The 12,721-nt window shown below is 66.4% G+C and carries 12 protein-coding genes; 2 read left to right on the forward strand and 10 right to left on the reverse strand.

From position 1 onward, the window contains the following. Positions 1–19: 19 nt before the first annotated feature. The 9 genes from PSEMAI1_RS0103085 to PSEMAI1_RS0103120 form a co-directional block, all read right to left on the reverse strand. Positions 20–1,360 (reverse strand): sigma-54 dependent transcriptional regulator, encoded by a 1,341-nt coding sequence (locus PSEMAI1_RS0103085; protein ID WP_024301449.1) that lies wholly within the window; start codon positions 1,358–1,360, stop codon positions 20–22. Then, positions 1,357–3,231, reverse strand: coding sequence for an ATP-binding protein (locus tag PSEMAI1_RS0103090; protein WP_024301450.1), 1,875 nt, complete (start codon positions 3,229–3,231; stop codon positions 1,357–1,359). The genes PSEMAI1_RS0103085 and PSEMAI1_RS0103090 overlap by 4 nt, the downstream gene beginning before the upstream one ends. A gap of 19 nt (positions 3,232–3,250) precedes the next feature. After that, positions 3,251–4,048: an ABC transporter ATP-binding protein gene (locus PSEMAI1_RS0103095; RefSeq protein ID WP_024301451.1), complete on the reverse strand. Its 798-nt coding sequence runs from the start codon at positions 4,046–4,048 to the stop codon at positions 3,251–3,253. A gap of 11 nt (positions 4,049–4,059) precedes the next feature. Then, on the reverse strand, positions 4,060–4,827 hold the full coding sequence (locus PSEMAI1_RS0103100) for an ABC transporter permease (protein ID WP_024301452.1): 768 nt from the start codon (positions 4,825–4,827) through the stop codon (positions 4,060–4,062). Positions 4,828–4,835: 8 nt separating this feature from the next. Continuing rightward, positions 4,836–5,804 carry an ABC transporter substrate-binding protein gene (locus tag PSEMAI1_RS0103105; RefSeq protein WP_024301453.1) on the reverse strand — a complete coding sequence of 323 codons (969 nt, stop codon included), beginning with the start codon at positions 5,802–5,804 and terminating at the stop codon, positions 4,836–4,838. Positions 5,805–6,769: 965 nt separating this feature from the next. Further along, entirely contained in the window at positions 6,770–7,087 is a 318-nt protein-coding gene (locus tag PSEMAI1_RS22370; RefSeq protein WP_304412731.1) for an ATP-binding protein, read from the reverse strand. Between the two features lie 38 nt (positions 7,088–7,125). After that, positions 7,126–7,554 carry an ATP-binding protein gene (locus PSEMAI1_RS22375; RefSeq protein ID WP_304412732.1) on the reverse strand — a complete coding sequence of 143 codons (429 nt, stop codon included), beginning with the start codon at positions 7,552–7,554 and terminating at the stop codon, positions 7,126–7,128. After that, positions 7,554–8,771: an IS21 family transposase gene (istA, locus tag PSEMAI1_RS0103115; RefSeq protein WP_029770402.1), complete on the reverse strand. Its 1,218-nt coding sequence runs from the start codon at positions 8,769–8,771 to the stop codon at positions 7,554–7,556. The genes PSEMAI1_RS22375 and istA overlap by 1 nt, the downstream gene beginning before the upstream one ends. Before the next feature lie 501 nt (positions 8,772–9,272). Next, positions 9,273–10,061, reverse strand: a complete 789-nt coding sequence (locus PSEMAI1_RS0103120; RefSeq protein ID WP_024301454.1) for an inositol monophosphatase family protein — start codon at positions 10,059–10,061, stop codon at positions 9,273–9,275. A 140-nt stretch (positions 10,062–10,201) separates the two neighbouring features. On the opposite strand from PSEMAI1_RS0103120, the gene PSEMAI1_RS0103125 reads away from it, so the two are divergent. Together PSEMAI1_RS0103125 and PSEMAI1_RS0103130 are read left to right on the forward strand one after the other, a co-directional pair. Beyond that, positions 10,202–10,966, forward strand: a complete 765-nt coding sequence (locus PSEMAI1_RS0103125; RefSeq protein ID WP_024301455.1) for an RNA methyltransferase — start codon at positions 10,202–10,204, stop codon at positions 10,964–10,966. Beyond that, entirely contained in the window at positions 10,944–11,894 is a 951-nt protein-coding gene (locus PSEMAI1_RS0103130) for a DUF1853 family protein (protein WP_024301456.1), read from the forward strand. Before PSEMAI1_RS0103125 ends, PSEMAI1_RS0103130 begins: the two co-directional genes overlap by 23 nt. A 47-nt stretch (positions 11,895–11,941) precedes the next feature. Here the strand turns inward: PSEMAI1_RS0103130 and fnr are convergent, their stop codons facing one another. After that, positions 11,942–12,697, reverse strand: a complete 756-nt coding sequence (fnr, locus tag PSEMAI1_RS0103135; RefSeq protein WP_024301457.1) for a fumarate/nitrate reduction transcriptional regulator Fnr — start codon at positions 12,695–12,697, stop codon at positions 11,942–11,944. Between the last annotated feature and the right edge of the window lie 24 nt (positions 12,698–12,721).

The raw sequence follows: 12,721 nt of genomic DNA on the forward strand, positions 1-12,721 counted from the left end.
CTTCTTTTTGGGCGCGCGGCTAGCGGCGGTAACGCTCCGGATCGAGACCATGCCGGTGCAGCTTGTCGTACAGCGTCTTGCGCGGCAGTTGCAGCAGTTCGGCAGCCTTGATCACCTGGCCGCCGGTGCGGGACAGTGCCTCCTCGATGCAGGCTTTCTCCGCCGCTTCCACCACGGCGGCGAGCGAGGTCTCACCCCCAGCCGGCTCGGTGACGGAGGGCTCCAGCCCGTCGCCCAGTCCCAGGCAGTAGCGCTCGGCGACGTTGCGCAACTCGCGCACGTTACCCGGCCAGTCGTGGCGCTGCCAGCGTGCCAGGTCGGCCGGTGTCCACTCCGGTATCGGGCGGCCGAAACGGGCGGCGGCCTGCTGCAGGAAGTGCGCCATCAACAGCGGAATGTCGGCCTTGCGCTCGCGCAGCGGCGGCAGGTCGAGGCGGGCGACGTTGAGGCGGTAGTACATGTCGCTGCGGAAGCGCCCGGCGTCGGCCTCGGCTTTGAGGTCCGCCTTGCTCGCGGCGATCACGCGGCAATCCACCGGAATCGGCTCGTTGCCGCCCAGCCGCTCGATCACCCGCTCCTGCAGCGCCCGCAGCAGCTTGACCTGCAGCGCGAGCGGCATGCTCTCGATCTCGTCGAGGAACAGCGTGCCGCCGTGCGCCAGCTCGAACTTGCCGATGCGCCGCTTGGCGGCGCCGGTGAAGGCGCCGCTCTCGTGGCCGAAGATCTCGCTCTCGAACACGCTTTCCGGCAGCGCGCCGCAGTTGAGCGCCACGAAGCGCCCGCGCCGGCCGCTGGCGTCGTGGATGGCGCGCGCCACCACCTCCTTGCCGCAGCCGGTCTCGCCGTTGATCAGGATGTCGACTCCGGTCGGCGCCAGTGCCGCCACCAGTCGGCGCAGGTTCTGCATCGCCGGGGTCTGGCCGATCAGTGGCGAATCACCGCCGGCTTGCAACTGCTCACGCAGGCGGCGGTTCTCCAGTTGTAAGGCACGTTTTTCCAGCGCCCGCCCCACCACGTCGGCCAGCCGCTCGGACGGGAACGGCTTCTCGATGAAGTCGTAGGCGCCTTCGCGCATCGCCTGCACCGCCAGCGTGACGTCGCCGTGGCCGGTGATCAGGATCACCGGCAGCTCCGGGTCGAGGCGGCGCGCCAGTTGCAGCAGCGCCAGGCCGTCGCGTCCGGGCAGGCGTACGTCGCTCACCAGCGCACCGGGCGAGGCCTGTTCGAGTGCCGTGAGAGCGCTCTCGGCATCGCCGAAATCGGTCACGGCAAAGCCCGCCAGCCGCAGCGCCTGCGCGCAGCCGTGGCGCACCACGGGGTCGTCTTCGACCAGGAAAACCGGCAGTGCGGAATCGGTCATCGGGGAAGGTCTCCAGAAAGAGGGGGCACGGGCAGGTCGAGCCGGAACACGGCGCCGGGGCCGTTGGCGTTGCCGGCGGTCAGCGTGCCGCCGAAGCTCTCGACGATGGCGAGCGAAATGGCCAGGCCGAGGCCCAACCCCTGGCCGGCGGGCTTGGTGGTGTAGAACGGTTCGAACAGCCGCTCCAGCGCCTCGGCCGGCAAGCCGGGGCCGTGGTCGCGCACCGTCAGCCGCAGCCGCGTGCCGTGGCGTGTGGCGTTGAGATCCAGACGCGGCGCGGGCTGGCCCGCCATGGCGTCGAGGCCGTTACGCAGCAGGTTGACCAGCACCTGCTCCAGCCGCACCACGTCGGCCTGGACCTGCAGCGTCGGGTCGATATCGGCGGCGATCACCGCCTCCAACTCGCGCCGGCGCGGCTCGACGATCAGGCAGGCATGCTCGACCGCCTGCGCCACGCTGACCGCCGCCGTCTCGGCCGGTGCCTGGCGCGCGAACGACTTGAGCTGGCCGATGATGCGGCCAAGGCGGCCGGTGAGCTGGCCGATCAGGCTCAGGTTGTCGCGCGCCTCGTCGTAGCGCGTGAGTTCGATCAGCTTCACGGCGTTGTCGGACAAGGTGTTGAGCGCGGCGAGCGGCTGGTTCAATTCGTGGGTGACGCCGGCCGCCATCTGCCCCAGCACTGCCAGCTTGCCGGCCTGCACCGCGCTGTCGCGGGTCTCGCGCAGGATGCTCTCGGTGCGCTTGAGGGCGTCCACCCGGTTCGCCAGCGCGGTGTTGGCGGCCTGCAGCGCTGCGGTGCGCTCGGCGATGCGCGTCTCCAGCTCGGCCTCCACGCGGCGCAATTCGGCCTGGGCCGCGCGCCGCTCCGCCAGCCGGCGCCGGCGCTGCTGCCCGTACACCGCTAGCACCAGCACGAAGGCCATGGCGAAGCCGATTGCCGCGGCGCCGCCGGCCGCCGCCTGGCGCGCTTCGGTCAACTCGCTGAACAGCAGCACGCGCCAGCCGAGGGAGCCGGCGGGGTGGGACTGGGCGAGCAGGTCGGCGCGCTGCCGCCCCAGTGGCAGACGCAGCCGCTCCCCGCCAGCATGGATGGCGACGCCATCGGCGAGCGGGGGCAGGCGCTGGTCGCCGTACTGGCGATTGTCCTGCAGCCGCCGGCGCACCTCCGGCGGGAGCGGCGCCAGGGTTCGGTATTGCCAGGCGGGTTCGGTGGCGATGAACAGCACGCCGTCGCGGTCCGCCAGCGCGAGATGATCGCCGCTGGCACGCCAGGTGCGCTCGATACCGTCCAGGCTGACCTTGACCACCACCACCCCGGCGGGACCGGAAGGGCCGGGCAGGGGGGCGGACAGGAAGAAGCCCGGCGTGCGCGTGGTGTTGCCGATGCCGTAGAAGCGGCCGGGACGGCCCTCGGCGGCATCGCGGAAATAGGGACGGAAGGCGTAGGACTGGCCGACGAAGCTTTGCGGCGTGTGCCAGTTGGAAGCGGCCAGGGTCTGGCCGTGGCGGTCGAGCAGGAACACCGCTGCCACCCCGGCGCGGCGCTGCACGCCTTCGAGGTAGCGGTTCACCTCGGCCGTCAGTGCCGCATCCGTCGGCCGCGCCAGCAGATTCGCCAGCCGCCCGTCCAGGCTCAGCACATAGGGCAGGGTCTCGTGGCGGGCGAGCAGGTTGTCCAGGCTCAGCGCGTAGGCGCTCAGGCGCTGGGCATTGGCCTGGCGCTGCTGGGCCAGCTGCTCCTGCAGCAGCAGTCCATAGGCGGCCAGTGCCACCAGCACGCACAGCACCAGCCCCGCCAGCGCACCGAACACGGTGCGGCGGCGGAGCCGGTGCAGGTGCGGCAAGGCGGACGGAAAGGTCAGGACGCTCATGCCGTCGATTGTGCGGCAATCAATCGACTGCGGCCAGCTTCATCTCCGCCGCCGCGTGGCGCTGCTGCTCCTCCATCACCAGGCGTCCCAGCTCGCGCTTGAGCTCGTTGAACTCGGCGCTGGACGGATCGCGCGGGCGCGGCATGGTCACGTGGTGATCGCGTTTGACCGTGCCCGGCCGGTAGGTCATCACCACGATGCGGTCGGCCAGGTAGATGGACTCCTCGATGCTGTGGGTGACGAAGACGATGGTCTTGCCGAACTCGGACCAGATGCGCAAGAGCTCGTCCTGCAGGTTGCGCCGCGTCAGCGCGTCGAGCGCGCCGAACGGCTCGTCCATCAGCATGATCGGCGAGTCCATCGCCAGCACGCGGGCAATCGCCACGCGCTGGCGCATGCCGCCGGACAGGTCCTTGGGGAAGCGGTTGCGGAAGTCCTTCAGGTGCAGCGTCTCGAGCAGGCCGTCGACGCGCGCCGCGATCTCGGCCTTGGCCATGCCCTTGACCTCGAGCCCGAAGGCGACGTTCTCGGCCACCGTCATCCACGGAAACAGCGCGTACTCCTGAAACACCATGCCGCGCTCCGGCCCCGGCGCGGTGACCGCCTGGCCATCGACCAGGATGGCGCCGGACGAGGGCAGCGAGAAGCCGGCGATGGCGTTGAGCAGGGTGGACTTGCCGCAGCCCGACGGCCCCAAGAGGCAGACGAACTCGCCCTGCCTGATGGTCAGGTTGATGTCCTTCAAGGCCACCACGTCGCGCTCCTGGGTGCGGAACACCTTCTGTACGTCGTTCACGACGATCTGTTGTGCTTGCATGGTGCTACTCCTCAGTGATCCAGGCCGCGATGCCAGCGCAGCAGGTAGTTGTTGAGCGCGTTCATCGCGCTATCCAGCACCAGCCCCAACAGGCCGATGGTGATCATGCCGGCGATGATCTTGTCCGACCACATGAACTCGCGCGCTTCCAGGATGCGGAAGCCAAGCCCGTCGTTGACCGCGATCATCTCGGACACGATGACCACGATGAAGGCGGTGCCGATGCCGATGCGCACCCCGGTCAGGATGTAGGGCGTTGCCGCCGGCAGCATCACGCGGGTGAACATCGCTAGCGGACCCACGCCCAGGTTGCGTGCCGCACGCAGGTAGATGCCGTCGACGTGGCGCACCCCGGCGATGGTGTTCATCAGCACCGGGAAGAAGGCGCCGATGGCGATCAGGAACACCGAGGGCGGATTGCCCAGCCCGAACCACAGGATGGCGAGCGGGATATAGGCGATCGGCGGGATCGGGCGCAAGAGCTGCAGCAAGGGGTTGAACAGACTGTAGAGGCGCGGGCTCGACCCCATGGTCAGCCCCAGCGGCAGCGCCAGTGCGGCGCCGACCAGGAAGCCCACCACCACGCGGTACAGGCTGGCGATCGAGTCGTGCACCAGCTCGCCCGATTGCAGCGCCTCCCACCACTTGGCGGCCACCGCCGACGGCGCCGGCAGCACGATGGGTGAAACCAGGCCGGCGCGGGCGCAGGCTTCCCAGACCAGCAGGATGACGACGGGGACGATGGCCCCGTGCGCGAAAGACGTCAGGTGTTTGCGCATGATGGGCCTCACTTCACTTTCAGCTCGTTCTTGGCCTGCTGCAGCAGATCGAGCTTGACCCACTCCACCGCCTTGGGCGGCTTGGCCATGCGGCCGACGCCGTACTTCTGCATGAAGTGGGTGGTGACGTCGAGGTGCAGCGCGGTCACGTCGTAGGTGTAGTCGGCGTTGTTCATCGCGTCGCGGAAGTCCTCGGCGCTCAACTGGCCTTTGAACAGGTTCTCGCGCACGTACTTCTCGGCGAGCTGCGGGTTCTTGTTGAAGGTGCTGGTGGCCTCGACGAAGCACTTCATCAGCCGCCCGGCCACGTCGCGCTGGTTATAGAGCTTTTCGCTCATCACCAAGGTGCGCACCGGCTCGCCCATCGCGGTGTCGTAGGGCTTCAAGAGCTCGACGCCGAACTTCTTGCTGAGGGCCTGCGACGACTGCGGCTCGGACTGGCACATCGCGTCGATCTGCTTGCCGGCCAGCGCCTGGTTCAGGTCGGCGTAGGCGAGGTAGACGATCTGCACGTCCTTGCCCGGCTTGTCCGACCAGGTCAGGCCGTTCTTCTCCAGCTCGGCCAAGAGCAGCAGCTCGTGCGCGCCGCCGCGGGTGACGCCGACCTTCTTGCCCTTCAGGTCGCGCATGCTCTTGATGCCGGAATCGGCCTGGGCGATGATGCGCGCCCCGCCCTTGGCGAAGCCGGCCACGGCGTACACCGGCACGCCGTTGGCGCGGGCGGAGATGGCGGCATCGGCGGCCGAGGCGGCGACGTCGATCTCGTCGGCGATGATGGCCGGCATGATGTCGGTGCCTTTGGCGAACAGCCGTTCTTCGACCTTGATGTTGTACTTGCCGCAGATTTCCTTCATGTAGGACACGGCGCCGTAGTGGGCGAACTTGAGGTTGCCCAGGCGCACGGTGTCCTGGGCGCTGGCGGCCTGGCTCGCGGCGAGGGCGCAGAAAACGGCGATGGCGGTGGTATGACGCAGCATGGTTTGTCTCCTTCGGTGTTGTACTGGGCAGGGCACTCGTTGGTGGCCTTGTCGTAGTGATTTGCAGGAAGCGTGCCATGCAGTGTTGTTTTGTAAGTTGTTGAATTTTTGTGATTTTGTTTTTGGATGGCGTGGTGGTGTGGGCGAAAGTCCAGACAGGGGCAGGGGAGTTGTGCGGTTTTTCGCACAGGGTGGAGGGGCGATGCTGTTCAGGGCTGGGGTACTGGGCTCGGCCGGGTTATAGGCGATTCTTATATCGCTGGTGAGGTGCGGTGGAAGGGGGGATTGGTTGTGTTGGTCAGGTTTTGGCTCGTGGGGAAGCTGGTGAGGGAGTGAGGTGCCGGTTCCGCCCGGCGGACGGGAAGGGGGAATTTGCGTCGCCAAATTCCCCCTTCACCCCCAAAGGCGAGCCCACCGCCGCTTGTCTCCGTCAGGCTGGAGGCTGGCGAGGCGCGGCGGAAACTAGCCGGGCGCTAACGTCGCCCGGCGTCGGACAGCCCGCCGCTTAAAACCTCGCCATCCCCCATCCAGCCGGCGCGGCAGAAGGGCGGATTGGTCGCATCGGTCATGTTTTGGCGTTGGGAATACAGGCAAAGACGGATATGCAGGTCTTTTGTAACGTTTGGCCATTGGAGAAACCAGTGCTACGTTGACCAAAGGCATGATTCCTAAGTCTTCGGCCAACCTTGATGGGTTCCTCTTCGCTTTGCGACAGAAAGGCAGATAGTCACGTCAGCAATACTTTGGCACTGGGGAATGCGGGCAAAGGCAGGTAGAGGGATGCCTGGCACAGTGATGCCTGAAGGCAATTATCCACAGATACTCAGCCAATCTCGTCGGGTTCTGCTTTGGGTTTGCCTTTTCACCAATCCAAATCAACAAACCCAGTGCGTCAGTAGTGGGTCTGTCAAGCGACACGAGGATTTGACCCCCTGGCGACATCTGGAATTGACCCCCAGGGTTAATCAACTAGTTGATGTAATCGGTTCGGCCGCCGCCTTCTGCAGCAGGCCGCTCCGTCGTTTGTCGCGTAGCCGGTAACTATCTCCCCGGATCGTGACCACCTGGCTGTGATGCAGCAGCCGATCCAGGATGGCCGTTGCCGCCACTGCGTCACCAAACACTTGGCCCCATTCCCCCACCGGGCGGTTGCTGGTGATCAGTAGGCTTGCCCGCTCATAGCGCCGCGAGACCAGCTGGAAGAACAGGTGCGCTGCCGCCGGTTCCAGCGGCAGGTAGCCCAATTCATCGACGATCAGCAGCTTGGGTTTCGATAGCTGCAACAGCTTCTCCTCCAAGCGCCCATCGGCATGCGCCTTCGTCAGTCAGCCATCAGAGACGCAGCAGAACTGAACAGCACCGTGTAACCCCGCTCTACCGCCTCACGCCCGAGTGCTACCGCCAAATGCGTCTTGCCGACTCCGGGCGGTCCCAGCAGCAACAACGCTTGACCGTGGCCAATCCAGCGCCCGGTGGCCAAATCCCGGACCTGGCCGGGATCAATCGACGGCTGCGCATCGAAGTCGAAGCCCTCCAGCGTGCGTACACAGGGGAATCGAGCCAGCTTCATCCCCATCTGGATGCGTCGCGTATCGCGCCGGGCCACCTCTCGCTCGGCCAGGAACAGCAGCGCTTCGCGCAGTGTCATTTGGGCACGGCTCGCTTCGTCCAGCAGGCTATCCAGCTGATCCCGGATCGCCGTCAAGTGCAGCCGGGTCAACAGTTCTTCCAGTCGGTCGGGTTCGATCATCACCAGCCCCCTCCGACCAATTCCTCATACTCTGCCAGCGGGCGCAGCAAAGCGCCGCCGTGTGGCGGGACCGGCTCGGATAGCGGCGGCACGACCCCAAGCAGATGGGCGCGGTCAATTTGCCGTCCGCGACTGCCGGCCAACTCGGCGTGATGCGCTACTTCCTGGCCGGCGTAATGGACCGTCACCGTGCCTGCTCGTACAGCGACCGTGACCATCTCGCCGATCAGCCGCCAGGGCACGCTGTAGGCATTAGTATCGAGCTCGACACAGCCTTCGGCATTGACGCGACGGATCAGCTCCCGCACTTGCAGGAACGGCACTATGCCGGCAACAGGACGCAGATGCGGACGTTCGCCGTCGAACCGCTCCTTGGGCGCCATGCCGGTCGTCCCGTGGATGCGGGTATCGGCCACCTCCCGCTGCCAGCGGGTCAAGTGAGCCTCCAATGCGGCCCAGCTCTCGAATGTGTAACCGGCGATAGCATTCTTCTTCACATAGCCAACGCCGTTCTCGGTCTTGCCCTTGGTGCGCGCACGGAACGGCGCGCAGGCCTTCACGCGCACATCCCAATGCCGGCAGAACGCCTCGAAGCGGCTGTTGAAGCGGACCTGCCGGGTCTGCATGTCGTGCTCGACCACGAGGGCCTTGGCGTTATCGATCAGCAGAGTCTGCACCCGTCCACCGAAGTGCTCGAACGCCGCTTCGATACCGCCAAACCAAGCACTCTGCCGTTCGTGACGGAATGGGCAAACAAAGCCACGGCGCGAGTAGCCAAGCGTCGCCACGAACAGGTACACACGCACCAGTTCGCCACCGATCTGGATGCGCACTTGGCCGAAGTCGATCTGCATCTGCTCGCCAGGAGCAGTCTCGAACCGGATCGTCGCTCGCCGGCTGGCTTCAAGCTCCTGCCGATATGGCCGGCAGGCGCGTTCAACGGTGCGCAGGCTGGTGGCAATACCGTGTTCCTTAGCCAGTAGCTGACGCACCACGTCGCAGTTGCCCTTGTGCGTTAGAAACTGCTCACGTAGCCAGGCCTCGTGCCCGGTGAGCACGCCGCTGCGTTGCGGCTGCTGGTATGGCACCGGGCCGCCGGCACGCAAATAGTGCCGCACGGTATTTCGGGCGATTCCCAGCGTCTTGGCAATCCGCTTCGCCCCCCAGCCGGATTGCCCCAGTCGAACGATTGCCGTTACTGCTTCCGGCTCCAACATCTCCCGTACTCCACAAACCTCACGGGGTACAGGATGACTCGCTGAATACTGCGTTTCCAACGACTGCCTCCTTGCAAACAAGGGGGTCAGTTCTTCGTGTCGCTAGGGGGTCAATTTACGATGTCGCCTGACAGACGCCGGGCGACGTTAGCGCCCGGCTAGTTTCCGCCGCGCCTCGCCAGCCTCCAGCCTGACGGAGACAAGCGGCGGTGGGCTCGCCTTTGGGGGTGAAGGGGGAGTTTGGCGACGCAAACTCCCCCTTCCCGTCCGCCGGGCGGAACCGGCTCCCCACTCCCTCACCAGCTTCCCCACGAGCCAAAACATGACCGACGCAACCAATCCGCCCGTCTGTCGGGTGGAACCGGCCCCCACACCCTCGCCAGCGATATCGGAAAAAGCGAGCGGATGGTTCGACAAGAGCCGAAACGCCCACGGCAGAAACAACAACGCCCCGCCAGCGAACCGACGGGGCGTTGCAGAACGACACCGAGAACCGGGGGATCAACCCACGTGCGGCGCCAGCGTATGCAACAACTGCGCCAACACCTTCGGGCTGCCGGCCACGATGTCGCCCGACTCCAGCCAGCCATCCTCACCCTTCAGATCGGTCACGATGCCGCCGGCTTCCTGCACGATCAGGCTGCCCGCCGCAATGTCCCACGGCTTCAGATTCAGCTCCCAGAAACCGTCCACGCGGCCGCAGGCCACGTTGCACAGATCGAGCGCGGCCGAACCCTCGCGGCGCACGCCGGCGGTCTTGCCCAGCACATCCTTCAGCATGCCCAGGTACTGGTCGATGTAGCTCTGATCCGTCACCGGGAAACCGGTGGCGATCACGCACTCGTTCATGGCGATGCGCTTGGAAACGCGGATGCGGCGGTCGTTGAGGAAAGCGCCGACGCCGCGCGAGGCGGTGAACAGATCGTTGCGGTTGGGGTCGTACACCACGGCCTGCTGGATCTGGCCCTTGTGCATCAAGGCGATCGAGACCGAGTACTGCGGGTGGCCGTGCAGGAAGTTGGTGGTGCCGTCGAGCGGGTCGATGATCCATTCGAACTCGGCGTTGCCCAGGCCTTTGGCGCCGGACTCTTCTGCTAGAATCCCATGCTTGGGGTAGGCGTCGAGAATGGTCGAGATGATCGCCTCTTCGGCGGCGTGGTCGACTTCGGAAACGAAATCGTTGTTCTGCTTCTTCTCGACGCGGATGGTGTCGACGTTGTGCGACGCGCGCTGGATGATGCCAGCAGCGCGACGGGCGGCTTTCACCGCGACGTTGAGCATGGGATGCATTGACGGCCTCTAGTAAAGACACAGCTCCGGCTTTCCCGGTGGGGAAAATCGTCGCTGGAAACAATCTGGGTTAAGGAACGAAAAAACCCGGCTCGTGGGCGGGCTTTTGATAAGCCGTCCATTTTAATGCGAAATTGCCAATGAAGAAACCCGAAGTCCCTGATTTTTTGAAGAACATTCGTGTCGTGCTGGCGCGTCCGAGCCATCCGGGCAACATCGGCTCGGCGGCGCGGGCGATGAAGACCATGGGCTTGTCGCGGCTCTACCTCGTCGAGCCCAAGACCTTCCCCAGCCCCGAGGCCGAGACCCTGGCCTCCGGCGCGGTCGACCTGCTCGAGCACGCCGTGGTGGTCGGCACCCTGGCCGAAGCCCTGTCCGACGTCACCGTGGCCTGCGCGCTGACCAGCCGCCGGCGTGAGCTGACCACGCCGCTGTCGACGCCGCGCGAGACCACGCCCGAGCTGGTGGCGCGCGCACGCGACGGCGAGCAGGTGGCGCTGGTGTTCGGCAACGAGACCTTCGGCCTGTCGATCGACGAAGTCGAGCTGTGCAACCGGCTGGTGACTATCCCCGGCAACCCCGAGTACTTCTCGCTCAACCTGGCGATGGCGGTACAGGTGATGACCTACGAACTGTTCAGCCACACCGGCGTCGGCGTCGACTACCTGCGCGCTGACGCTGAGAGCGCCACGCGCGACGAGGTGGAAGGCTTCTGCGGCCACCTCGACCAGACCCTGGCCGACATCGGCTACTACGAGCGGCGCAACGGCGAGCGCCTGATGCGCCGCCTGCGCACGCTGTTCAACCGCGCCAACCTGCTGCGCGAAGAAGTCGACATCCTGCGCGGCTTCCTCAAGCAGGTGCAGCGCGTGGCCCATCGCGATGACGGCCGGCGCGAGCAGTAGCACCTTCTACCTGCCCTACGCGCACCCGGCGGTGCGCGATCTGGCTTTTCTATTGACGGCGCCGGCGCCCTGGCTCACCGGTGCCGACATCCTGCCCGAGCGCCTGCTGGGCGATGCCGGCCCGGCGCTGTTGGCCGAACTCGATCACGATCCCCGTTCCCTGGTGGACTGGCTTTCCGCCCGTCCGACCACCCGTCTCGGCCGCTATGCCGAAAACCTGCTGGCGTTCTGGTTCCAGCACGTGCCGCACATCGAGTGCGTGGCGGCCAACCTGCAGGTGCAGAACGGCCAACTGCGCACCATCGGCGAATTCGACTTCCTGCTGCGCATCGACGGCGAACCGTGGCACCTCGAAACCGCCAGCAAGTTCTACCTGATGCTGGGCGAGGGGCGCCATACCCTGGTCGGCCCCAGCCTGCGCGACGCCTGGGCGCTGAAGGCCGCCAAGCTGCAGGACCAGCTCGCCCTGTCGCGCCACGAAGCGGCACAGCCGCTGCTGCCGGACGGTTTCGCCGGCTGCCGTGCCGGTGCGCGCCTGGCGGGCTGGCTGTTCTACCCGCATGCGGTCTTGCTGGAGCCGCCGCTGGCGCCGGACCCGCTGACCGGCTGGGCGCGGCCGCTGCTGGCGCCGTGGCCGCGGCGCTCGCTGGAGTCGCGCTGGGTGTGGCTGCCGCGGCTGCGCTGGCTGGCACCGGCGCGGGTGGAGGAGGCGGAAACGCTGGAGGAAGACACGCTGCGCCGCCATCTGGCGGCGGCGGAAGCGCCGCAACTGGTGGCCGAGGTGCTGCCGCTGGCGAACGGCGGCTGGGAAGAGGTGGCGCGCGGCTTCGTCTGCCCACCCTCCTGGCCGCCGCCGGCGCGGCTGGCCGAACTGCTCGACGCGGTGCACGAACTCGCCCTCGGCAAGCCGGTGAACGGCGCGCTCTGACCGCCCCGGCGGCCTGACGCCGCCGAAATCGGCGATTCAGGGAGGGCTCAGTGGCCCGGAGTGGGATGGGCGTTGGCGCAGCCGGCGACCAGCTGCTTGAGCTGCTCGGGCTGCAGCAGCTGGATGTGCTTGTGGTCCACCGAGAGCCAGCCCTGCTGCTGGAACTTGGACAGCGTGCGGCTGACCGTCTCCAGCTTGAGCCCGAGGAAGCTGCCGATCTCCTCGCGGCTCATGCGCAGGATGAAATCGTTGGCCGCGAAGCCGCGCACCGTCAGACGCTGCGACAGGTTGAGCAGGAAGGCGGCGAGCCGCTCCTCGGCCTTCATATTGCCCAGCAGCATCATCACGTTGTGGTCACGCACGATCTCGCGGCTCATCAGCCGGTAGAAATGGTGCTGCAGCGAGGGAATCTCCAGCGCCAGGTTCTGCATGCGGTTGAACGGCAGTTCGCACACCTCGCTGTCCTCCAGCGCGATGGCGTTGCAGCCGTGCACGTTGGCCGAAATGCCGTCCAGGCCCATCAGTTCGCCCGACATGTGAAAGCCGGTGACCTGTTCGCGTCCGTCCTGGCTGGAGATGCAGGTCTTGAAGAAGCCGGTGCGCACCGCGTACAGCGACTTGAAGCCTTCGCCGTTGCGGAACAGCGCCTCGCCGCGCTTCAGGCGCCGGCTCTGACGGATCACCGCATCCAGTCGCGTCATTTCCTCGCGGTTCAGTCCCAAGGGCAGGCACAGTTCGCGCAGCGTGCAGTTGGAGCAGGAGACCTTGAGCGCTTGCAGGGGAACAACAGTCGAGTCAGTCATGCGGGATTCTGCTTGTGTTAAGTA

The organism is Pseudogulbenkiania sp. MAI-1 (genome assembly GCF_000527175.1).
Taxonomy (GTDB): domain Bacteria; phylum Pseudomonadota; class Gammaproteobacteria; order Burkholderiales; family Chromobacteriaceae; genus Pseudogulbenkiania.

Coding starts and splice junctions, on each gene's coding strand:
- PSEMAI1_RS0103085 (WP_024301449.1), bottom strand. CDS start 1,360: ATGACCGATTCCGCACTGCCGGTTTTCCTGGTCGAAGACGACCCCGTG.
- PSEMAI1_RS0103090 (WP_024301450.1), bottom strand. CDS start 3,231: ATGAGCGTCCTGACCTTTCCGTCCGCCTTGCCGCACCTGCACCGGCTC.
- PSEMAI1_RS0103095 (WP_024301451.1), bottom strand. CDS start 4,048: ATGCAAGCACAACAGATCGTCGTGAACGACGTACAGAAGGTGTTCCGC.
- PSEMAI1_RS0103100 (WP_024301452.1), bottom strand. CDS start 4,827: ATGCGCAAACACCTGACGTCTTTCGCGCACGGGGCCATCGTCCCCGTC.
- PSEMAI1_RS0103105 (WP_024301453.1), bottom strand. CDS start 5,804: ATGCTGCGTCATACCACCGCCATCGCCGTTTTCTGCGCCCTCGCCGCG.
- PSEMAI1_RS22375 (WP_304412732.1), bottom strand. CDS start 7,554: ATGATCGAACCCGACCGACTGGAAGAACTGTTGACCCGGCTGCACTTG.
- istA (WP_029770402.1), bottom strand. CDS start 8,771: ATGTTGGAGCCGGAAGCAGTAACGGCAATCGTTCGACTGGGGCAATCC.
- PSEMAI1_RS0103120 (WP_024301454.1), bottom strand. CDS start 10,061: ATGCATCCCATGCTCAACGTCGCGGTGAAAGCCGCCCGTCGCGCTGCT.
- PSEMAI1_RS0103125 (WP_024301455.1), top strand. CDS start 10,202: ATGAAGAAACCCGAAGTCCCTGATTTTTTGAAGAACATTCGTGTCGTG.
- PSEMAI1_RS0103130 (WP_024301456.1), top strand. CDS start 10,944: ATGACGGCCGGCGCGAGCAGTAGCACCTTCTACCTGCCCTACGCGCAC.
- fnr (WP_024301457.1), bottom strand. CDS start 12,697: ATGACTGACTCGACTGTTGTTCCCCTGCAAGCGCTCAAGGTCTCCTGC.